The following is a 25,231-nucleotide window of genomic DNA, read 5'->3' as shown; positions in this document are numbered from 1 at the left end:
TTAATCTTCGTTAGATGGTTTTCCTATGGTCGCTAAAATACCGCCATCTACATATACTACTTGACCATTTACAAAGTCACTAGCCTTAGATGACAAAAATATGGCTGCCCCAGCTAAATCATCTGGGTCTCCCCATTTGGCTGCTGGTGTTCTGTTTACTATGAAATCATTAAATGGGTGTCCATCTACACGTATTGGTGCGGTTTGCGATGTGGCAAAATACCCTGGCCCTATACCATTTACTTGGATATTATGCTTTGCCCATTCTGTAGCCATATTTTGTGTGAGCATTTTTAAACCACCTTTTGCAGCTGCATAAGCGCCTACGCTGTTACGCCCTAATTCACTCATCATGGAGCAAATATTTATAACCTTACCTGCTTTTCGCTCTATCATAGCTGGCACAACATGTTTAGACACTATAAAAGGACTTACCAAATCTACATCTATAACTTGTTTAAAGTCGGCAACCTCCATATCTATTAGAGGAGTTCTTTTTATAATCCCCGCATTGTTGATTAGTATATCAATACGCCCTACTTCTTCTTGAATTTTAGATATAGCTGCACTTACTTCTGCTTCGTTGGTTACATTAAATTTATAACCTACAGCATTAATACCTTCGCTTTTGTATTGCGCTACGGCTTTATCTATTTTTTCTTGAGATGAGTTTCCGTTAACAACTATAGTTGCTCCTGCCAAACCTAAGCCTCTTGCCATCGCCATACCAAGACCGTGTGTGCTTCCCGTTACTAAGGCTATTTTGCCTTTTATATCAAATAAAGAGATACTCATAGCCTATCGTAATTCTGTTATTTTAGCAACATCCATATCGCCATAATCTAAATTCTCTCCTGCCATTCCCCAGATAAAGGTATAGTTTGAAGTTCCTGATCCTGAGTGGATAGACCATGGTGGAGAAATTACTGCTTCGTGATTTTGCATCCATATATGACGTGTCTCCTGTGGTTCTCCCATAAAGTGACAAACTGCCTGTTCATCCATAATATCTAAATAATAGTAAATCTCCATTCTTCTATCATGAACATGTGATGGCATTGTATTCCAAACAGAGCCTGTTTTAAGTTCTGTCATCCCCATTTGCAATTGGCAAGTTGTTACAATACCACCGATAATCATTTGACTTACGGTTCTATGATTCGCAGTCTCTAAACTTCCAAGTTCAATTTTGTTAGCATCTACTTTAGCTACATGTTTTGTTGGGTAAGATGTATGTGCTGGTGCCGAATTCATGTAAAATTTTGCTGGTTTATTAGCATCATCACTTTTAAAAACTACATCTTTTACGCCTTTACCAAGGTACAAGGCATCTTTGTGTGCCATAGTAAACGTTTCTCCATCTGCTACAATAGTTCCTGCACCACCTACATTTATAATCCCCAATTCTCTTCGTTCTAAAAAGAATTCAGATTTTAAAGGATCTATTGTTTCTAGAGACAATGCTTCGGCTGTTGGCATTGCACCTCCTGCCATGTACCTATCATAATGTGTGTATACCCATTTAATGTTATCTTTCTGCATTAAATCTGGTATTAAAAACTCATCTCTTAACTCCTGTGTATCATATTTTTTTACTGCTTGTGGGCTCGATGCGTATCTCGTTTCGTAATTTGTGCTCATAACTCTAGTGATTATCGTTTATATAATGTGTTTTAGTCCGTATTCTAAACCGCGTATTTCTGCCAAACCTCTTAATCTACCTATACCTGAATATCCTGGGTTGGTTTTCTTATTTAGATCATCTAACATTTGATGTCCATGGTCTGGTCTTACTGGTATCGCAGTATCTGTTCTACCTTCTGCCCTTCTTCGTTTTTCTTCTTCTAAAACAGCTCTTACTACACCATACATATCTACATCACCATCTAAATGATCTGCTTCATAAAAATTACCTGCTTCATCACGTTTTGTACTTCTTAGATGCAAGAAATGTGTTCTATCAGCAAAGCGCTGAAAAATCTTAACTAAATCATTATCTGCCCTAACACCTAAAGACCCTGTACAGAACGTAATACCATTAGCATAATCTGGCACGTTATCAAATAAGTATGCATAATCGGCCTCTGTACTTACTACTCTTGGTAATCCTAAAATTGGATATGGAGGGTCATCAGGGTGTATGCACATCAACACATCATTTTTTGATGCTACTGGTATAATTTCTTTAAGGAAGGCTACCAAATTCCCTCTTAATGTTTGCGCATCGATGTCTTTATAGGTATCTAAGATACCCTGAAACTGTTCTAATGTATATCCTTCTTCTGCTCCTGGTAAGCCAGCGATAATGTTATTTACTAATTTGGTTTTTTCCTCTTCAGACAATCCATCCGCATAAGCTTTAGCTGCCAATTGTTGTGCTTCTGTATAATCACTTTCTGCTCCTGGTCGCTTTAACAAAAACAACTCAAATGCTGCAAATGCGGTAACATCAAAACGTAATGCTTCAGAACCATCCTCTACTTTAAAGGCTAAATCTGTTCTTGTCCAGTCTAGTACTGGCATAAAGTTATAGCATACAATATTAATCCCACATTTGGCTAAATTTTCTATACTTTGCTTATAAGTTTCTATGTAAGTTTTAAAATCTCCCGAACGGGTTTTAATATTTTCGTGTACTGGTATACTTTCTACTACACTCCAGGTTAAACCAGCATTTTCTATGATTTCTTTTCGCTTTTGTATTTCTTCTACAGTCCATACCTGACCATTAGGTATATGGTGTAATGCAGAAACCACACCTGTTGCTCCCGCTTGTTTTACATCTGATAAAGATACTGGGTCGTTTGGCCCGTACCATCTCCATGTTTGCTCCATTTTTTATTGTTTACTTTTTTGTAAATTCTTGCATTAATTTTGTGACCAATTTTCCATCTTCAACAGGACATGGGTTACTGCGCTTACCTAGAAAATAATTAACTGTTTCCTGTATCATGGGCTGCTGAATGTTCTCTGGATTATTAAATTCGAAAGTTTTATTTATTTTACTCGAGTTCAACACAAGTTTTTCCTTATAGAAGGAAATTTCAATTGTTCCCTTGTCTCCATAAATAGTGCAGCGATCTTCTTCTAAATACTCAGGAATAGCAAAAGACCACATCCCTCTAAATTGAACACCATTACTAAAATCTATAACACCGTTAACAGTATCATCAACATTATTAATCTTTGATTGGTTTACAGCCAATCCTGTTGCTCTTTTATATGCTCCAAAAAAATAGTACATTAAATCTATTTGATGTGGGGCTATATCATGAAAATAACCTCCTCCTGAAACTTCTGCGTCTAATCTCCATGTGGCTTTATCATTAAAGTTATAAGGCTGTAAAAATCTTAAATCTACAAACTTTATATCCCCTATGGCATTGGTATTTATGAGTTCTTTTACCTTAGCATACATTGGTAAAAATCTGCGATAATGCGCTACCACTAGCTTTTGATTGCTATTGCCAACTGCCTCTTCTAATTGAATTGCCTCTGCATCATTTAATACCATTGGCTTTTCAATATATACATGTTTACCAGCATTCAGAGCCTTTATTGCATATTCTAAATGTGTAGAAGGAGGTGTTGCTATATAAACCGCATTAACATCTGGATTTGCTAAAAGTTTATCAGCATCGCTATACCAAAAAGGCACGTAATGACGCTTAGCAAAGTCTTCAGCTAAACTGGCATTTCTACGCATCACTGCCAGTAGTTTAGAATTTTCACATTTTTGAAATGCTGGCCCACTCTTAACTTCGGCTACGTCGCCGCAACCAATAATTCCCCAAATTACTGTATCGTTAATCACTATGCGTTTTAAAATTTTAAATTACACTCCACTATAAGCGCTAAATCCACCATCAATTGGGATGACTACCCCAGTCACAAATGAGGCGCCTTCTCCACACAGCCATAACGTAGTTCCAATAAGGTCTTCAGGCTCACCAAACTTACCCATGGGGGTTTGGTCTATAATTTGATTTCCACGTGGGGTTAAACTTCCATCTGAGTTTGTTAATAGAGATCTATTTTGATCAGTTAAAAAGAAACCTGGAGCCAAAGCATTCACTCGAATACCTACCTTTGAGAAGTGAACCGCTAACCATTGGGTAAAATTAGATATTGCTGCTTTTGCACCACTGTATGCTGGAATTTTGGTTAAAGGCGTAAAGGCATTCATCGAGGAAATATTTAATATACTACAACCTTCTTTACCTATCATATCTTCTGCAAACACCTGAGTTGGCAATAATGTCCCAATAAAATTTAAATCAAATACGAATTTTATTCCGCTAGTATCTAAATCAAAAAATGTTTTAAAGCCTTCAGCCTTATTTTCTAAATCACTTTCCAAAAAATGAGTATTTGAAGTGGTACCTAACGGATGATTACCCCCAGCGCCGTTAATAAGAATATCGCAATCCCCAAATGCGCCATTAACTTCCTTTTTAGCATTTTGTAATGATTCTTTTTCAAGTACATTAGCAGCAACGCCTATGGCCTTGCCTCCGCTTGAATTAATTTCGTTTGCAATTTCATCTGCGGCCTCTTTCCTAAGATCCAACAAAGCCACATTGTGTCCTTGTTTTGCTAGTGCCTTTGCTAATGTGCCACAAAGTACACCTCCTGCACCTGTTAATACTATTGTTTTAGTCATTTAGTTATGGTTTGATCAGTTATTTAATTTAATATTTAAAGCTGTTTTAATCCTCGTTTAAAACTCCAGAACAAAAAAAAGCATTACTTTATTACTTATTTAAAACGCTTAAGAAAAATGTACTATCAACTACCTTTTTCGTACTTTAAAGCTAGAGAAATACACTTGGCATCAAGTCATTTTATCTACAAACAAAAATAGTTAAGAAAGCAAATGAACCTGTCCTGCTCTGTCCTGCTTTGCAATATATTAAAAAACATCTTTATAAGGGTAAGATTTGGGATTGTAATGTAGTTAACAACTAAAAGAATCTAAGTAAGATGATTTTACAAAGAGTCTCTTATTATTAATTTTGTAGGTAAAAATTTTCTAATGGCGTTATCTGTTTTAACAAACTCTGCTGCTATTGCACCAAACTCTTTAAAGTCTATTGATACTACTGTAATACCTTTGTAAATAAACCTCTTGATTGGAGTTTCATTATATGAAAGCAAGCCAACATCCTTACCAAGTTCCAAGTCTTCAGTAATACATTGGTCGAGTAAATCATATAACATTCTATCATTCACAGTTATATATGCGGTATGACGTTTCACTTTCAAGTCTTTAGAGTTTTTGGTAATACTACACTTAATACCATAGGTATCACAAAACTTTTTAAAATACTCTACACTCTCCCACGGGTGATAAGTATACTCAGGATAAACAAAGTTGATTTCATTGTATTTCTTAAATAAATGTAACCCTTGCTCTAAACAGTTATAAAACCCTTGTCCGAAATCTTGAAGAAGGTAGTTTTTAGTTTTTTCAGAACCCAGATCCCAATCTATTAATAAAAGCCTATTCCTATCAATTTTAGAAATAGCTCTTTTTACTTCAGGATGGTCAAAACCCATAATAATGTATTTATAATATTCCCCTTCCTCAATATCTAGCATAGACTTAAAATTCTTTACATTGTAATGATGAAATTGAAAATCAACAATAACGTTACTTGGTAAATTCTGCATGAACGAGTGATACAATACCTCTTTATAGGCTTTAAATGTACTTATGAGTAAAAGTACTTTTATTTTACTATCAGCAACATAGTAACCTTTATTTGGTGTAGACTTTATAAATCCTTTTTGTTTTAATAAAGTATAGGCCTTAAAAACAGTATCTCTAGATAATCTATAATCTTTACTAAACTCATTAATGGAAGGTATACTATCTCCAGGTTTAAAAGCATTGGTTTCTATAGATTCTTTAAAAGCATTAAAGATTTTTTTATACTTAGGAACATCATTATTACCTATATTTTTCAGCTTTACCTTGCTGTCAACCATAATTTACAACATTAAAAAAAGTTTGTAAAATAAAACAAACTGAAGAATCAGATTTGTTAAAAACACCTACAAAATTAAAGGATATAAGACAAATTAACATCAATAAAACAAACAACTGTCCTGCTGTGTCTGGTAATTATACTTCTAAAACACATCTCTCTTTAAATAATTCCCCATATTTTCCAATACTTCTAACTTAGTTTATCTCACTACTTTTGAGCTATTAATATTTACTTGGAATGGTATAAGTTTTAAACTACAAAATTGTAAGAATAATAAAATTTTTATCAATCCAGATTAATTTTTTTTCACTCTTATCTAATATTGTATTTTTTATCTTACAACACATATTTATAAACACCTAATCAATTGATTTACAGAAATAAAAAATATAATTTGACAGCTAAAAAACAAGATTTAAATATAAGAAAAACAATTTTAAAAATGTATTTCATCGATTTTTTTTGCCTTTCATGGAGTTTTGAATTGTAAAATACTATATTAGCCCCTGTAATTCATTAACCCCTAAATCTGATGAAAAAAACTACCTGCCAGAAAATTGTTTTGCTAGCAATTTTCAATTTACTTATTAATTATGGTTTCTCTCAGGTAATAAATCAAACGCCAAAAAGAATCTCCATACCTAACCCTTCAGTTAGCACATTACAAAACATCCAAAAGGCTGGAATAGCTTTATCTTGTGGACCTAAGTTCGTTAACAATAATTTGCAAATGGAACTTAGTTATGCTGAATTACAGCTTCTAGACAATCAAGGCATTTCCTATAATGTCTTAATTGATGATCTCACTACTTACTATAGTGAAAGAAATGCAATTGAATTACCAATTGCCCAAGCCGAACTAAGACTATCCCAACAGATCGCAGCTCAAAAGAGGGCAAGCAAAACGTTAAGCAAAAAGAGTAGCTTAGTTGATAACCCAACGCAACATGATGATTGTGAAGAAATTGATTGGATAGAGCCTACAAACTTTAAGTTAGGTAGTATGGGTGGAGCACTAACATTAAGTGAGGCTTATGCTGAATTAGATTTGATGCGTAGTATGTATCCAAATTTAATATCCGTGAGAACAGATGCTTCTACTTCAGGAACAGTAACTCACGGAAATTCTACGGGTAGTACAACATGGGCTGGACAACCTGTGTACTATGTTAGAATTTCAGATAACCCTGATACAGATGAAGCAAATGAGCCTGAAACACTAATTACTGGTGCAATGCATGCCCGTGAGATTAGTAGTGTTATGAACACTTTCTATTTTATGTGGTATTTACTTGAAAACTATAGTACAGACCCTTTTGTAAAAAACATAGTAGACAATCAAGAAATCTACATCATACCAATCAGTAACCCTGATGGATATCGTTGGAATGAGGTTATAGCCCCATCTGGTGGAGGATTACAGCGTAAAAATTTAAGACCTGGAGTTGCAGATAATGGCACTACGAGTTCATCTAATAATGTTAGAGGGGTTGATTTAAATAGAAACTTTAACTATTACTGGGGATGGGACAATACTGGTTCCTCACCCACAACAAGTAGTAATACATATAGAGGGCCCTCGGCAGGATCAGAGCCTGAAACACAAATTGTACAAGAATTCATTGCCGCACATGATATTAAAGTAGCTGTAAACCATCACGGTGGTTTAAATTCCATCGTGACTTCTTCTTATAATGGTAATGCATCAGCAATCGACTCCGGAAGAGAAGATGAATATGCAAAAATATGTACTGATTTAACACATCATAATAGGTATATTTTTGGGTCGGCACCAAACACATTATACGAAGCTAACGGAGATGTTAACGACTGGATGCTAGGTGGACCATCTGTAACTTCTGGCGGACAAACAAGCTCAGGTTCCGGAAAAGATGTATTGGCTTTCGCTCCAGAAAATGGAGATGATTTTTGGCCTACTACTACATTGATTATAGATATCGCTAGACGTGCTTTACGTATGAATTATTTATCAGTTATTCACTCTGGAAAATATGCTAAATTTCACGACCTAAATACAAGTGACATATCATCTACATCGGGAAACTTAACCTTTGGTGTAGAATATTTAGGTAAGACTTACGACGATATTACACTTACGGTTACACCAGTTTCTGCAAACATTACCTCAATAACCTCTCCTTCTGTACAATCTGGATGGACAAAATTGGAGCAACGAAATTTAAATGTACCTTATACATTAGATGCTGGAATTCAACCAAATGATGAAATTGAGTTTCAAGTTACTTTAAGTAATAATGATTTTATTATCTATCGCGCAAATTATATAAAATATTACCAACCTACTGTTCTGTTCCAAGACAATGATACAGACACTTCAAACTGGACAACATCAGGAGGTACATGGGGAACCACAGGAGACTCCCATATTGGTTCTACAGCTATTACAGATTCGCCCTCAGGCGCTTATAGTAATAATGAAAACAAAACCATTACATTAAATTCCACGATAGATTTATCATCTTCTTCTCAAGCATTAGTACAATTTTATGCGAAATGGGATTTAGAGAGAAATTTTGACTTGGTACAACTAGAAGCAAGTACAGATGGAGGTAGTAATTGGACTGCTTTATGTGGTAGATATAATAAACCTGCAGCAACATCACTAACTAATTTCCACATCTCTAAAAGGTCTGATTCTTTCAGTATTTATGGTAACAACAATACACTTGCACAACACCAATCAACCAATGGAGAAACCATTTATGATGGAGATAGCATGGATAAATGGGTAATGGAAGAAATTCTTATCAATAATGAAGACAATAGCTTTCTACTAGGACAAAGTAACATAGAATTCAGATTCAGATTTAAATCAGACGATACCAATAGAGAGGACGATTTAACCACTACATTCGATGGTTTTATTTTTGATGATTTTAAAATTTTAGATATTCAAATCCCATGTAATAATTCCATTGCACCCGTTGGACTTACAGCAGATACAACAACAACAGCATTATCAGCTATACTTAGCTGGGATAATATACCATCAGCTACTTATGACGTAAGATACAGAGAAACTGGTGCTCCAACTTGGACAACCGTAACAGATATTGTTACTAATACTTATACAATAAACGGTTTAATAGACGGAACAGATTATGAAGCTCAAGTCGCTACAAGGTGCGGTGTCTCCACATCAAGCTATTCTTCATCAGTAAACTTTACTGGAACCGCTTGTACAGGAACTATTATCTCTTCATATCCTTATGCTGAAAATTTTGATTCAGGTTCAACAGATTGGGAACAAGACCCTAATGACGATACCATAAACCCTGGTACTGATAGCTCTTATTGGGCCTTGAATTCTGGAAGCACACCTTCTACTAATACAGGTCCGTCAGGAGATTATAATGGTGGTGGAAATTACTACTATGCTGAAGCTTCCACCCCTCCTGGAACCAATAGAATTGGAGCAAATGTTAATGTAAATTTCATCAGTCCATGTTTTGATCTAAATGGATACCAAAATGCTAGTTTTTCATTTTATTATCATATGTACGGAGGGGATATGGGAACATTGTCTGTTGATGTAAGCACAGATAATGGAGTCACGTGGAGTCAACTTAATGCAGCTGGAAATGTAGTAACTAATACACCTATCTTAAGTGGACAACAACAAGCAAACAGTGGAGCAGCATGGTCACAACAAACTATAGATTTAGGTAATTACGACGGGCAAGTTATTAGACTCAGATTTTCAGGAACAACAGGAAATGGATTTAATAGTGATATTGCTATTGATGAATTAGCCTTAACTGCAAATGTGGGTTGTTCTAAGCCTGCAGATGACGTGACCAATGCCACCATCTGTTCGGGAGAGACCTATACATGGGCAGCCAATGGCCAAGATTATACAACAGCTCAATCTGGACTTACCATTACCAACGATGGATGTACGGCGGATGACGTACTGAACCTTACGGTAACACCTAAGCCTGCAGATGACGTGACCAATGCCACCATCTGTTCAGGAGAGACCTATACATGGGCGGCCAACGGACAGGACTATACGACCAGCCAGTCAGGGCTTACCATTACCAACGATGGATGTACAGCGGATGATGTACTTAACTTAACCGTGACACCTAAGCCTGCAGATGACGTGACCAATGCCACCATCTGTTCGGGGGAGACCTATACATGGGCAGCCAATGGGCAGGACTATACGACCAACCAGTCAGGGCTTACCATTACCAACGATGGATGTACGGCTAACGATGTACTGAACCTTACGGTAACACCAAAACCTGCAGATGACGTGACCAATGCCACCATCTGTTCGGGAGAAACATACACATGGGTGGCCAACGGACAGGACTATACCACGTCACAATCCGGGCTTACCATTACCAATGATGGATGTACGGCTAACGATGTGCTGAACCTTACGGTAACACCAAAACCTGCAGATGACGTAACAAACGCAACCATCTGTTCGGGAGAAACATACACATGGGTGGCCAACGGACAGGACTATACGACCAGCCAGTCAGGGCTTACCATTACCAATGATGGATGTACGGCTAACGATGTGCTGAACCTTACGGTAACACCAAAACCTGCAGATGACGTAACAAACGCAACCATCTGTTCGGGGGAGACCTACACATGGGCAGCCAATGGACAGGACTATACCACGTCACAATCCGGGCTTACCATTACCAATGATGGATGTACGGCTAACGATGTGCTGAACCTTACGGTAACACCTAAACCTGCAGATGACGTGACCAATGCCACCATCTGTTCGGGAGAGACCTATACATGGGCGGCCAACGGACAGGACTATACGACCAGCCAGTCAGGGCTTACCATTACCAACGATGGATGTACAGCGGATGATGTACTTAACTTAACCGTGACACCTAAGCCTGCAGATGACGTGACCAATGCCACCATCTGTTCGGGAGAGACCTATACATGGGCAGCCAATGGACAGGACTATACAACAAGCCAGTCAGGGCTTACCATTACCAACGATGGATGTACGGCTAACGATGTACTGAACCTTACGGTAACACCAAAACCTGCAGATGACGTAACAAACGCAACCATCTGTTCGGGAGAGACCTATACATGGGCAGCCAACGGGCAGGACTATACGACCAACCAGTCAGGGCTTACCATTACCAACGATGGATGTACGGCTAACGATGTACTGAACCTTACGGTAACACCAAAACCTGCAGATGACGTAACAAACGCAACCATCTGTTCGGGAGAAACATACACATGGGTGGCCAACGGACAGGACTATACGACCAACCAGTCAGGGCTTACCATTACCAACGATGGATGTACGGCTAACGATGTGCTGAACCTTACGGTAACACCAAAACCTGCAGATGACGTAACAAACGCAACCATCTGTTCGGGAGAAACATACACATGGGTGGCCAACGGACAGGACTATACGACCAGCCAGTCAGGGCTTACCATTACCAATGATGGATGTACGGCTAACGATGTGCTGAACCTTACGGTAACACCAAAACCTGCAGATGACGTAACAAACGCAACCATCTGTTCGGGGGAGACCTACACATGGGCAGCCAATGGACAGGACTATACCACGTCACAATCCGGGCTTACCATTACCAATGATGGATGTACGGCTAACGATGTGCTGAACCTTACGGTAACACCTAAACCTGCAGATGACGTGACCAATGCCACCATCTGTTCGGGAGAGACCTATACATGGGCAGCCAATGGGCAGGATTATACAACAAGCCAGTCAGGGCTTACCATTACCAACGATGGATGTACGGCGGATGACGTACTGAACCTTACGGTAACACCAAAACCTGCAGATGACGTGACCAATGCCACCATCTGTTCGGGAGAGACCTATACATGGGCAGCCAATGGACAGGATTATACAACAAGCCAGTCAGGGCTTACCATTACCAACGATGGATGTACGGCGGATGACGTACTGAACCTTACGGTAACACCTAAGCCTGCAGATGACGTGACCAATGCCACCATCTGTTCAGGAGAGACCTACACATGGGCAGCCAATGGACAGGATTATACAACAAGCCAGTCAGGGCTTACCATTACCAACGATGGATGTACGGCGGATGACGTACTGAACCTTACGGTAACACCTAAGCCTGCAGATGACGTGACCAATGCCACCATCTGTTCAGGAGAGACCTACACATGGGCAGCCAATGGACAGGATTATACAACAAGCCAGTCAGGGCTTACCATTACCAACGATGGATGTACGGCTAACGATGTACTGAACCTTACGGTAACACCAAAACCTGCAGATGACGTAACAAACGCAACCATCTGTTCGGGAGAGACCTATACATGGGCAGCCAATGGGCAGGACTATACAACAAGCCAGTCTGGGCTTACCATTACCAACGATGGGTGTACGGCGGATGACGTGCTTAACTTAACAGTAACGCCTAAACCTGCAGATGACGTGACCAATGCAACCATCTGTTCAGGAGAAACATACACATGGGCAGCCAACGGGCAGGACTATACAACAAGCCAGTCTGGGCTTACCATTACCAATGATGGGTGTACGGCTAACGATGTACTGAACCTTACGGTAACACCAAAACCTGCAGATGACGTGACCAATGCCACCATCTGTTCGGGAGAGACCTATACATGGGCAGCCAATGGGCAGGACTATACAACAAGCCAGTCTGGGCTTACCATTACCAACGATGGGTGTACGGCGGATGACGTGCTTAACTTAACAGTAACGCCTAAACCTGCAGATGACGTGACCAATGCCACCATCTGTTCAGGAGAAACATACACATGGGCAGCTAATGGCCAAGATTATACAACAGCGCAATCTGGACTTACCATTACTAACGATGGATGTACAGCTGATGATGTACTAAACTTAACTGTTACGCCAAAACCTGCAGATGACGTGACCAATGCCACCATCTGTTCAGGAGAGACCTATACATGGGCAGCCAACGGGCAGGACTATACAACAAGCCAGTCTGGGCTTACCATTACCAACGATGGGTGTACGGCAAACGATGTGCTGAACCTTACGGTAACGCCTAAACCTGCAGATGACGTGACCAATGCCACCATCTGTTCGGGGGAGACCTACACATGGGCAGCCAATGGACAGGACTATACCACGTCACAATCCGGGCTTACCATTACCAATGATGGATGTACGGCTAACGATGTGCTGAACCTTACGGTAACACCAAAACCTGCAGATGACGTGACCAATGCCACCATCTGTTCGGGAGAGACCTACACTTGGGCAGCCAATGGACAGGATTATACAACAAGCCAGTCAGGGCTTACCATTACCAACGATGGATGTACGGCGGATGATGTGCTGAACCTTACGGTAACACCTAAACCTGCAGATGACGTGACCAATGCCACTATCTGTTCAGGAGAGACCTACACATGGGCAGCCAATGGACAGGATTATACAACAAGCCAGTCAGGGCTTACCATTACCAATGATGGATGTACGGCGGATGATGTACTGAACCTTACGGTAACACCTAAACCTGCAGATGACGTGACCAATGCCACCATCTGTTCAGGAGAGACCTACACTTGGGCAGCCAATGGACAGGATTATACAACAAGCCAGTCTGGGCTTACCATTACCAATGATGGATGTACGGCGGATGACGTGCTTAACTTAACAGTGACGCCTAAACCTGCAGATGACGTGACCAATGCCACCATCTGTTCAGGAGAGACCTACACTTGGGCAGCCAATGGACAGGACTATACAACAAGCCAGTCTGGGCTTACCATTACCAACGATGGATGTACGGCTAACGATGTGCTGAACCTTACAGTGACGCCTCAAACTATTTGGTATTTAGATGCTGATGGTGATGGTTACGCAATATCAACGGTTTCTGATTGTTCATCTCCAGGAATAGAATACACGTCTAGCGTACTTCCTGTAACTGATTGTGATGACACGCCGGGTAGCGGAGCTAGTATACACCCCGGAGCACCAGAAATCACAGATGATGGTATTGATCAAGATTGTGACGGGTTTGACCAAACCACGCTTGATAGAGACAAATTAGAATTCAGAAATATTTCTGTACTACCAAATCCATTTGGTAATACTATTAACATTGATTTACCTTCAAGTTATAATAGTGTAGAGTTTGGTATACAGATATTTGATATGAATGGTAGATTAGTTATTGACAGACAGTATTCAAGTACTAATAGAAAAATAAGAGTAAGCGGTTTAGATCAACTAGACCAAGCTCCATATGTCGTAAAAATCATAAATATTGAAACTGGATTCTCTATGATGAGACAGTTAATAAAGTTTTAATCAAAAATAAATAGACTCATAAGAGGTTGAGCTTTGTAAAAGTTCAACCTCTTATTTTATATGGTTGCCCCACTAAAAACATATAAATCCAAAAAAATTAATTAACTGATTATCAATAATATACAATATATATTATGTATTTCATCGATTATTTTTGTATTTCATGGAGTTGTATTTTATATTTGGAGCTTAAATAATTAGTCCCAAGCTAAATTTAACCTCTCATGAAAAAAGTTACTTTTTTATTAAAGTTTACTATACTTATAGTAGGTATTCTATTTTCCTCGAATGTATTTTCCCAAAGTCAAACTTACACCTCAAGCGGTACTTTTGTAGTTCCCTCTGGAGTTACATCTGTAAATGTATCGGCCTGGGGGGCCGGTGGTGGTGGTGCAGACGAAGGCAGTAACGATGGCGGCGGCGGAGGAGGAGGAGGCGGATTCCGAGGAGGAACGCTAGCTGTGACACCAGGAGATAATATTACAGTAACGATTGGCTCAGGTGGTATTGGAGCAACTTCGAACGGAAATGATGGAGGTAATGGTGGTAATACAATTGTTTCACACACCATAGGTACAATAACTGCTAATGGAGGTAGTGGTGGTTTTACATCAACAAGTAGTGGAGGAGCTGGTGGTGCTGGTGGAGGTGGTTCTTTTACAGGCACTGTTACCAGTCAAGTAGCCTTTTCTGGAGGAAGTGGTGGTAATGGCGATCTAGACGAAGGAGGAGCTGGCGGTGGGGCTGCAGGTGATAGTGGTAACGGAAGCGACGGTCAAGATGCTACAGGTACTTTCACACCAAGTGGTGGTGCTGGTGGCACAAACAACGGTAATGGCGGAACTGGAAACGGTGGTAATGGTGGAAACGATAACGACGGACAAAACGGTGAGGACTATGGCGGTGGCGGTGGTGCTTCTGGAGATGGAAATGGCGTTGGTGGAAATGGTGCCCCAGGTTTAGTTATTCTTACATGGACTGCAATAGCTCCAGATATAAACATACAAGGTAATGGAACAGATATTACTGATGGGGATACTTCTCCAGATGTAAGCGACGATACAGATTTTGGTAGTGTGAATATTACTGGTGCTACAGATGCAAATATATTTACCATCCAAAATACAGGTACTATAACATTAAACCTTACTGGTGGTCCTCTAGTAAGCATCTCAGGTACTCATGCAGCCGATTTTACAGTTACGGCTAATCCAGCATCAACAGTAGCTGCTAGCGGTAGTACAACATTTACAATTACTTTTGATCCTAGTGCTACAGGCCTTAGAACTGCATCCGTAAGTATTGCAAATGATGATTCTGATGAAAATCCTTACACGTTTGATATTCAAGGCACAGGGGTAGATCCTTGTGGTTCAACAGTTAGTAGTTTTCCATACACTGAAGATTTTGAAACCAACACAGTTGGTGCATGGATTCAAGATACAACTGATAATTTTGATTGGACCGTTAATAGTGGTGGAACCACTTCATCAGCAACTGGTCCTACTGGTGCTGGCGGTGGAACATATTATATTTATACGGAAGCAAGTTCAAATTACAATAATACTAGTAATCTTTTTAGTCCTTGTTTTGACCTTACTGGCCTAACAAATCCAGAACTGTCCTTTAGCTACCACATGTATGGAGCAGATATGGGAACCCTTAATGTAGACATTAGTACTGATAGTGGAGTTACCTACCCTACAAATCTTTGGTCGCAAACTGGACAAGTTCAAACAACCAATGGAGACGCTTGGATTACCGTTACGTTAAACCTTGCTGCTTATGCTGGGCAAACTATCAAATTAAGAATTCAAGGTATTACAGGAAGTAGCTTTAACAGTGATATGTCCGTAGATGATATCTCTCTTTACAACACAGCACCAGAACCAGAAATAAATCTTATTGGTAATGCAACCACAATTACAGATGGAGATACTACACCAGATGTATCTGATGACACTGATTTTGGAAATGTTGACGTGACAATTGGTACTAACGCCAATACGTTTACCATCCAAAATACAGGTACTGCAACCTTAAATTTAACAGCCCCATCCCCTTACATTACAATTAGCGGAACCCATGCAGCCGACTTTACACTAACAGCAAATCCTTCAGCTACTGTAGCTGCCAGTGGCAGTACAACATTTACCATTACATTTAACCCAAGCGCAACAGGCTTAAGAACCGCTACAGTAAGTATCGCTAATGATGATTCTGATGAAAACCCATATAATTTTAATATTCAAGGTACGGGGATAACCACAGTACAAGAAATAAATATTCAAGGTAATAGCGTTGATATCGCTGATGGTGATACCACACCAGATACAAGCGACGACACAGATTTTGGTAGCATTGTAGTTACTAGTGGTAATAATGCTAACACCTTTACCATTCAAAACCTAGGTACAGTATCTAGTTTAAATCTTACAGGAGCTTCTCCATATATAACTATTGGTGGTGCTCACCCAGGAGATTTTACTGTAACAAGTATCCCTTCAGCTACTATAGCAGCTAGCAGCAGCACTACTTTTGAAATTACATTCGACCCTAGCGCTCTAGGTACTAGAACTGCAACTGTATCTATAGCAAATGACGATGGAGATGAAAACCCTTATACTTTTGATATTCAAGGTACAGGAATTAGCGGCCCACCAACATACACCATTTACTACGAAAATTTTGACAACAACGATGGAGGATGGACTATGACTAACAGTGGCTCTGGCTCAACATGGACACACGGTACAAACACTACTGATATATGTGAAGCAAATTACTGGTATACTGATAGCTACAACAACTATTTAACAAATACCGATACATACGCAACAAGCCCAGTAATAGATTTAACTGGTTTCTACAATTTAAAGTTTAGTATAGACATACGTTATAATACAGATGCTAATGATGGTGCTCTAATAGAATATTCAACTAATGGATCTACTTGGACCACTTTGGGAGCTATGGGTGATGGAACGCAATGGTACAACTCGGCTAGTGTAAACGCATTAGGAGCAGTAAATGGCTGGAGCGGAAATAATAGTTCTGAGTCTTTCTCTCCGATAAGAAATTTATCCGAACAAGCAAGCATTGATTTACCTTCGGCTCTTGATAATGTAGCTACTGTTCAATTTAGAATACGTTTTGCATCCCAAACCGCAAATGGTGATGGGTTTAACTTTGATAATGTGTTTATACATGGAGATCCTTACACGCCTTTTGCTGATCCAAGTTACGCACCAGGAGGTGTTACCAATAACCTGAAACTCTGGCTAAAAGCTGATTCTGAAATTGGCGTAGTAACAGATGGATCAGATATTGCAACATGGACAGATCAAGCTCAAGATAATGATGCTGTAAGTGTTACTGCAACAAGTCCTGTATTTTATAATAGTGCGACCAATAACATCAACTTTAATCCCTATGTTGACTTTGTTAAGGCTAACCAAGACGTTATGAAAGGTAAAGGTGGGTATTTTGCAAGAGAATATTTTATTGTAATACAAACTGATGGCGTAATAGACGACCAACTATCTAATACACAAGCACCTTTATCTGGAAGACATGCTGTAGAAACAATGCATAGTGATGGTAGTGGCTTATATTTTGGTGCAGGTTCACAAAGGTTCAGCCAGCATAATTCTATGGTAAACCACATGGTAAGTACAGTTCCAACAAGTTTAGCTGGCTTAGGATCTCAAGGCTCCTGGGGTAGAACGTATTCCAGCGCAACAGATTCTTATGATAATGAAGTTATTGTTTTCAATATTAAAAACAACGCCACCAATACGTCTACAGAAATTTACAAAAATGGAATTAGAATAGATAATGCTACCGGTCATGTTTCAAGTTCCCCTTATGACATTCTTCCATTCGTAGAATACCTAAATTCATATTATTGTTTAGGTAGTGGGCGTATTTCTATAAACGGACACCCTTTCGACACCTTCTTCGATGGGAAAATAGGTGAGGTTTTAAGTTACTCTCAGGCCAACTCATCAACAGACCAACATAAAATTCTATCTGCGCTTTGTATTAAATATGGTATCACACTTCATGATACAGCTAGTACTACAGCAGTTAACCTCAATGATAGAGATTATATTGACTCACAAGATACAGTAATATGGGATACAAGCGCCAACAGTGGTTATAATTACGATGTTGCAGGTATAGGTAGAGATGATGCCTCTGAATTAACACAAAAACAATCTAGTAGTTCTAATGATGCTACTGACGGTACAGGACTCATTGAAGGCATATTAACCATTGGGTTATCTGATATTTATGATACAAATAGTGATAATACCACAAGTAATCCGACAAATTTTAATGATAGGGAATTCCTAATGTGGGGTAATAATGGTGCTGATTTAAACCTTGCGGCATCATCAGTTGCTGTAGATATGAGTGATGGTATTTCTGGATTATCTACACCAGTATCATTTGTAGCAATGCAACGTATATGGAAAGTAGTAGAAACAGGTGGAGACATTCCATCCTGTAGCGTAAGAATACCTCAAAATGCGATAAGAAACATAACGCCTCCAGGGAATTATTACATGTTTATCTCAGACACAGGTGTATTTGACCCTACTGCAGATTACAGAGTTATGACTCCAGATGGCAGTGGTAACTTGGAAGCCGACTATAATTTTAACGGCACCAAATACATTACGTTTGGATATGCGCCACAGATAGTGGTAGAACGTTCTGTGTATTTTGATGGTGTTGTGGATTATGTAGATATGGAAAATAACTTAGATTTAAATACCACAGAGTTCACTATGTCTGCATGGATTAAAAGAGATACAGGTACAATAAACGCCTCTATCATGTCTAAGAGAAATGCTGCAGATTCTGAAGGGTACGATCTTAGAATTAATGGCTCTGGACAATTAGAATTCTCAGTGAACGGAGGAGCAGGTACCGTTAATACTACTGTCGTCATTCCTGAAAATAAATGGCACCATGTTGCTGTAATTTATGAGAGTGGAACTGCACGACTGTATATAGATGGTGTAGAAGCTGCTTCAAATGCTTTACCAGCACCAGTAGCTACCTCACAAAAATTCTTAGTGGCTGCTGCTGACGGTTTCGACCCGAATACAACAGATTATTTTGCTGGAAATATTGATGAAGTAAGAGTTTGGGATGTAGCACTTTCCGTGGATCAATTAAGGTATGTTATGAATCAAGAAATCATTGATGATAGTACCTTAGCATTAGAATATGGAGATGTTATCCCAACAACTATTACAAAATGTGAAATTAGCAGTATACCATGGACAGATTTGGCTGGCTATTACCCAATGTCAGTATACACATATACAAACACAGATGATATGTCTGGTAATAATATTCAAGGCGCATTACGAAATTTAAATACAGTGGATTACCAAACTGCTCCTTTACCTTATGAAACACAAGCTACTGGTTCATGGGATGCAACAGGAACTTGGTTAAACAATTCGGTAGTAGATTTACCTAATGCCTTATCAATTGTAGATGGCGTTACACCAATAAGTTGGAATATAGTAGAAATAAACCATGACACTTATCTTGGTGCCTCACCTACGGCTACTAGGACAAGAGATTGTTCTGTACAAGCTTTAATTATAAATAGCGGCGATTTACAAGTGAATGGAGACACAGCTGCTAATGAAGGTATAGGCTTAACCGTAACACATTATTTAAAAATCGATGGAACTCTTGATCTAGAAGGAGAATCACAATTAGTACAATCAGACCGTAGTGATTTTGATACTACTAGTACAGGTACTCTAGAAAGAGACCAACAAGGTGTACCAAGCACTTACATTTACAATTACTGGTGTTCTCCTGTATCTCCTACAAGTAATGCGGATTACACAGTAGCAAGCGTGTTTAATAATGTTGGTTTTATAACTTCAGGGTATAATGGAACGACATCTCCATTACAAAATGCAGATTACTGGATATGGACCTATGCCAATTTACCAAACGACGATTATTCGCAATGGCAACACACACGAAGCTCAAATACCATATCGGTAGGACAAGGATTTACAATGAAAGGTCCTGGTGTACTTACTCCTGAACAGAATTATGAATTTTTAGGACAACCCAATAATGGCGATTTTAGTTTACTGATAAATGTTGATAACGATTACTTAATTGGTAACCCATACCCTTCTGCCTTAGATGCCAATGCCTTTATTTTAGATAACCTAAGTGCTGCAGATGGAGGAACCAATACGCAAAACGTAATTAATGGTGCCCTATATTTCTGGGATCATTTTTCAGACAACACACACAACCTTAGTTCTTACGAAGGTGGTTATGCCACTTTAACCTTAATTGGTGGAACTCTGGCTATATCAGACGATGCTAGAATTAATGTAACTTATGCAACAGGAACAAAACGTCCTGAAAGGTACATACCTGTAGGACAAGGGTTCTTTGCTTCAGCTGTAAACGACCCAACCTTAACTGGGTTATCACAACCAATTGTTGGCGGAAACATTTTAATTAGAAATAGCCAAAGGGTATTCCAGAGAGAAACTGTATCTGGATCAAATACAGGCTCTATTTTTGTAAAAAGTAATAACAATAAAAAATCATCTACTGCAAACAACACAGAAAAAGATAAAAGACAAAAAATTAGATTAATGTTTGATTCTCCTGACGGGTACCATCGTGAACTCCTTGTTGGTGTTGATGAGAGAACTACAAATGATTTTGATCTTGGATATGATGCCATTTTGTTAGATGTTGGAAATGAAGACATGTATTGGAATTTTAACGATACACCTCTGGTTATCCAAGGAGTAAATAATTTTGAAGAAAACCAACAATTACCTCTTGGGCTAAAAATTTCAAAATCAGGTATGGCAACGATAAGGATTAATGAGTTGATAAACATTGAAAGCAGTACAAACATCTATCTACATGATAAAGAATTAAATACATATCATGATTTAAAACAAAGTGACTATTCTATCAACTTATCGCCAGGAGAATATAAGGATAGATTTGAAATAACCTTTAGTAGTGATAGTACACTACTTGGAACAGATGATTTTGAGTTTAATGATGTACAAATTCGTTACCACAATGATGCAAATACACTAATCATTCAAAACCCAAAAGAACGAACTGTTAATTCAATAGAGATATTCAATTTGCTAAGCCAGTCCTTAAAACATTTTGATGAAGCATCAAATAAAAGCGAAATTGAACATGAGGTAGATGGCGTTTCAACAGGTGTATATCTTGTAAAAGTGCATCTAGATAACGACAAAGCTATTTCTCAAAAAGTCATTATAGAATAATAACCTATATATGAGGTAAATTATATTAAAAGTTAGGATATTTTAGTTACTACTAAAAGTCCTAACTTTTTTATTATAAGCTAAAATAAAAACTAGAATAGTTTGTGTTTGCAAATGTTCTTTAAACATTGAAATGTTTTTTATCGATATTTTTATACGTTTTATCGATATTATGAAAAGAAATATTTATATTAGCCCAGTGTTATTTAATACACAAACAAATATTTAGCTCCAAACTAAATAACCTACAACATGAAGCATATTGCTATTATCGTTTCGATGATATTCTCTCTCTGTTTTTGGACTTCAAAAACATTTGCACAGCTCCACAATACTCCAGAATGTGGCAATAATTTTACATTAAATTGGTCAACCTACCCAGAAAATTCAAATGAGTATGGCTGGCCCTCTGGTGCCCTATCAAATGTGCTTACCAATGTTGACAATTCTAATGTAGATATCACAATAGCATTTGCTGGAGAAACAAGCACTTTAGGATTTTGGGCAGGGCAAACCCCAAAAGTAGGAACAAAATCAAGTTACCTACACAAAGGCATCGATTTGTTAAGCAATGGCTTCGTTAACGAAGGCATTACCTGCACCATAACTTTTAGTAAACCCATATATGCTTTATCATTCGATATACATCATATCAACGTATACGAAGTAAACGGTGATAAATATACCATTACAGGGAAAAACTCAAAAGGAGATACAATTTACCCCAAGTTTACGCATTCCCCTTCCCCTTCATATACCACTGATGAAACAACAGGAATTGTGAATGCGGTTTCTAATTTAACCTCTGGAGAAAATCCCATTGTAGGCGTAAACTTTGCTGACCCAAACTATATAACAAGTATAAGCATTCTCTGGGAAGATTGTGAAAGCTGTTCACCCGAAAAAGCACATGCCACAGGCATTGGGAATTTTAGTTTCTGCACACCACAAACATTAGACTTTGATGGAGAAGATGACTATATAAGCACTCCTGCGTTTCTAGGAGGCCATGATCAAATAACAATGATGTCTTGGATTAAAGCAGATAGCCACCCAAATGCAAGTGAAATTATAGGGCAACGTAATTTTAGATTATATATAGATAACAACAATAAGCTAAGAGCTTTTATAAAAACTGATAATGGCTTAGAAATAGTTTCTCCCGATCTTACCGAAGCACTAATTGAAGCTAATGTATGGCAACATGTAGCTGTAGTGTATGATGGAGGCACCGGTATTATTCTTTTATATTTAAATGGCAATAGTATTTGGAGTTATTCCGATGCTACACTTACCAATACAACAATTAACAACACCCCTGATTGGAATACGAACCACGATTTTGAAATAGGCAGAAACACCGAAATTAAAAAAAATTATTTTAAAGGATCTATTAATGAGTCAAGGATCTATAAAACAGTATTAAATACCAACCAATTACACCAACAAATAAATCAAAAAATAAAAAACAATAGTGGATATGTAAGAGGAGAAACAATCCCTAAGGATATTGCTGACTTAGCTTGGAACGATTTAATACTCTATTACAAAATGGACATCTTAGATACAGGTTATGCTTTTGATAGTTCTCTTAGCAATAGAAATGGAATACTACACAATATGACTACGTTCCAAGAGTATACAGCACCACTACCCTACATTACAAATACTACCGATAATACCGATTGGAAAGATGCCAATAGTTGGTTACATGGAGATGTTTGGAACATTCACAACTATGTTCCCGAACACGCCATTGTTGAGATACAAAGCAATATAGAGACCAAGGAAAATATAAAAACCACAGGATTAATAGTAAACCAAGGAAAAAACCTTACCGTAAACAACAATACAGGTTTATTTAACTCTTGGTATTTAAAACTAAATGGAACCATAAAATTAAAGGGAGGAGGGCAACTCATACAAACCAAAAATAGTACGTTAGACCCAAACAGTGGTGGGGTTTTAGAACAAGACATTAAAGGTACCGCTGATAAGTATACCTATAATTATTGGGCCTCACCAGTAAGCAAACAAAGCACTACAACAAATAATGTCAATTACACTGTTAAAGATATTTTTGATGGTGTGGAATTTATAACCAATGGCTATGATGGCTCTGAGATTCCTTTGGGCATTGCTGATTATTGGATATGGAAATTTAGTAATAAGCTAAGTGATGATTACGCTTCGTGGCAACAAATTAGAAGTACGGGAGAGATTATACCTGGGGAAGGTTTTACCATGAAAGGTCCGGGCTCAGTCGCAAATGATAATGAACAAGGATATATACTTAAAGGCAAACCCAATAATGCAAATATTAATTTAGTAGTAAATGCTGGAAATGACTACTTGGTAGGCAACCCCTACCCTTCAGCTATAGATGCCGTACAATTTCTTTTAGATAATAAACCCGATTCAGGTTCAGGAGCCATTAATGGTACATTGTACTTCTGGAAACATTGGGGAGGAGGCTCGCATGTTGCTAACGATTACCAAGGAGGTTATGCTACATTTTCACTATCTGGAGGTATTCCTGCCGTAACCAAAGGCATTATTAATACCACAGCAACAACAGAGAACGTATCTATAAGGATTCCCGAAAGATATATTCCTGTTGGCCAAGGGTTTTATGTAACCGCTAAAACCGATGGGGAAATACAATTCAATAATAGCCAACGTGTTTTCTATAATAAAAATGACACCAACGCAATTGCATTTAAAAATAGCTCAACAAATAAAGCGCGTACTACTGAAGACCCAAGGATGAAGCTTAGAATTGGATTTCATTCCGTAAACAACCTAAACAGACAGCTCCTTGTAACTATAGATGAACATGCAACATCTGGAATAGACTGGGGCTACGATTCAAAATATATTGATACGCAAATTGACGATATGTATTGGATATTAAACAATGAAAAATATCTAATTCAAGCCATAGACAATATTATAACTGATGAAACTATAATTCCATTAGGTATCCATACAGATAAAGCCGGCTTAAACAGCATTAAAATAGATGCCATAGAGAATTCTACAAAAAACCTAGACATTTATTTACATGATAAAGAACTTAACCTCTACCACGATTTACAACAATCTAAATTTGAAACTTACTTAGAAGCTGGAGAGCATTTAAACAGATTTGAAATTACATTCTCCAAGGCTCAAACTTTAAGTACAGAAGAGCACAATAACCAAACAGGGATTGACATCTATTATTCAAACGAAAATAATTGCATCATAATTAATAATAGTAAATCCCAAACCATAAAATCAGTTGAAATGTTCAATATCCTTGGACAATCATTATTCAATTTAAATACAAATTCCAACAAAAATTACTTAGAGTATCGTATCCCAGGAAACATTTCAGGGAATTTTATTCTAAATGTTGAAACCGATTTGGGGAAAATCTCAAAAAAAGTACTCATAAATTAAGTTTATTAATACAAATTATACTTTTTATCGATATTTTATGCTTTTTATCGTAGTTTTATGAATAAAAAAATTATATTTGTCTAGACCAAATATAAGCATTAGCC

General features: G+C 38.1%; 9 protein-coding genes. 3 read left to right on the top strand and 6 right to left on the bottom strand.

What is annotated here, in order from left to right; translation table 11 throughout:
- The 6 genes from JS605_RS14800 to JS605_RS14775 form a co-directional block, all read right to left on the bottom strand.
- Positions 1 to 795, bottom strand: coding sequence for a gluconate 5-dehydrogenase (locus tag JS605_RS14800; protein ID WP_203258500.1), 795 nt, complete (start codon positions 793 to 795; stop codon positions 1 to 3).
- A 3-nt stretch (positions 796 to 798) separates the two neighbouring features.
- Complete coding sequence (gene kduI, locus JS605_RS14795; protein ID WP_203258499.1) at positions 799 to 1,641, bottom strand: 5-dehydro-4-deoxy-D-glucuronate isomerase; 843 nt, start codon at positions 1,639 to 1,641, stop codon at positions 799 to 801.
- A gap of 18 nt (positions 1,642 to 1,659) precedes the next feature.
- Positions 1,660 to 2,835 carry a mannonate dehydratase gene (gene uxuA, locus JS605_RS14790; RefSeq protein ID WP_203258498.1) on the bottom strand — a complete coding sequence of 392 codons (1,176 nt, stop codon included), beginning with the start codon at positions 2,833 to 2,835 and terminating at the stop codon, positions 1,660 to 1,662.
- A gap of 10 nt (positions 2,836 to 2,845) precedes the next feature.
- Positions 2,846 to 3,814, bottom strand: a complete 969-nt coding sequence (locus JS605_RS17725; protein ID WP_203258497.1) for a Gfo/Idh/MocA family protein — start codon at positions 3,812 to 3,814, stop codon at positions 2,846 to 2,848.
- A 21-nt stretch (positions 3,815 to 3,835) separates the two neighbouring features.
- Positions 3,836 to 4,663, bottom strand: coding sequence for an SDR family oxidoreductase (locus JS605_RS14780; protein ID WP_203258496.1), 828 nt, complete (start codon positions 4,661 to 4,663; stop codon positions 3,836 to 3,838).
- A gap of 326 nt (positions 4,664 to 4,989) precedes the next feature.
- The gene (locus JS605_RS14775; protein ID WP_203258495.1) at positions 4,990 to 5,991 is read right to left on the bottom strand and encodes a GntR family transcriptional regulator; all 1,002 of its coding nucleotides are present in this window, start codon (positions 5,989 to 5,991) and stop codon (positions 4,990 to 4,992) included.
- Positions 5,992 to 6,525: 534 nt separating this feature from the next.
- Here JS605_RS14775 and JS605_RS14770 point away from each other — a divergent pair.
- The 3 genes from JS605_RS14770 to JS605_RS14760 all read left to right on the top strand — a co-directional run bounded on the left by JS605_RS14770 (position 6,526) and on the right by JS605_RS14760 (position 25,127).
- Positions 6,526 to 14,361 (top strand): M14 family zinc carboxypeptidase, encoded by a 7,836-nt coding sequence (locus JS605_RS14770; RefSeq protein ID WP_203258494.1) that lies wholly within the window; start codon positions 6,526 to 6,528, stop codon positions 14,359 to 14,361.
- A gap of 224 nt (positions 14,362 to 14,585) precedes the next feature.
- The gene (locus JS605_RS14765; protein WP_203258493.1) at positions 14,586 to 21,683 is read left to right on the top strand and encodes a choice-of-anchor D domain-containing protein; all 7,098 of its coding nucleotides are present in this window, start codon (positions 14,586 to 14,588) and stop codon (positions 21,681 to 21,683) included.
- A 252-nt stretch (positions 21,684 to 21,935) separates the two neighbouring features.
- Entirely contained in the window at positions 21,936 to 25,127 is a 3,192-nt protein-coding gene (locus JS605_RS14760; protein ID WP_203258492.1) for a LamG domain-containing protein, read from the top strand.
- Positions 25,128 to 25,231: the final 104 nt, after the last annotated feature.

This window comes from Hyunsoonleella ulvae (assembly GCF_016827605.1).
Lineage (GTDB): Bacteria > Bacteroidota > Bacteroidia > Flavobacteriales > Flavobacteriaceae > Jejuia > Jejuia ulvae.
This window is presented reverse-complemented; position numbering and strand designations above follow the sequence as displayed.

Excerpts from the sequence above, each read along its gene's own strand:
- JS605_RS14800 (WP_203258500.1), bottom strand. The coding sequence starts at position 795 with ATGAGTATCTCTTTATTTGATATAAAAGGCAAAATAGCCTTAGTAACG.
- kduI (WP_203258499.1), bottom strand. The coding sequence starts at position 1,641 with ATGAGCACAAATTACGAAACGAGATACGCATCGAGCCCACAAGCAGTA.
- uxuA (WP_203258498.1), bottom strand. The coding sequence starts at position 2,835 with ATGGAGCAAACATGGAGATGGTACGGGCCAAACGACCCAGTATCTTTA.
- JS605_RS14780 (WP_203258496.1), bottom strand. The coding sequence starts at position 4,663 with ATGACTAAAACAATAGTATTAACAGGTGCAGGAGGTGTACTTTGTGGC.
- JS605_RS14775 (WP_203258495.1), bottom strand. The coding sequence starts at position 5,991 with ATGGTTGACAGCAAGGTAAAGCTGAAAAATATAGGTAATAATGATGTT.
- JS605_RS14770 (WP_203258494.1), top strand. The coding sequence starts at position 6,526 with ATGAAAAAAACTACCTGCCAGAAAATTGTTTTGCTAGCAATTTTCAAT.
- JS605_RS14765 (WP_203258493.1), top strand. The coding sequence starts at position 14,586 with ATGAAAAAAGTTACTTTTTTATTAAAGTTTACTATACTTATAGTAGGT.
- JS605_RS14760 (WP_203258492.1), top strand. The coding sequence starts at position 21,936 with ATGAAGCATATTGCTATTATCGTTTCGATGATATTCTCTCTCTGTTTT.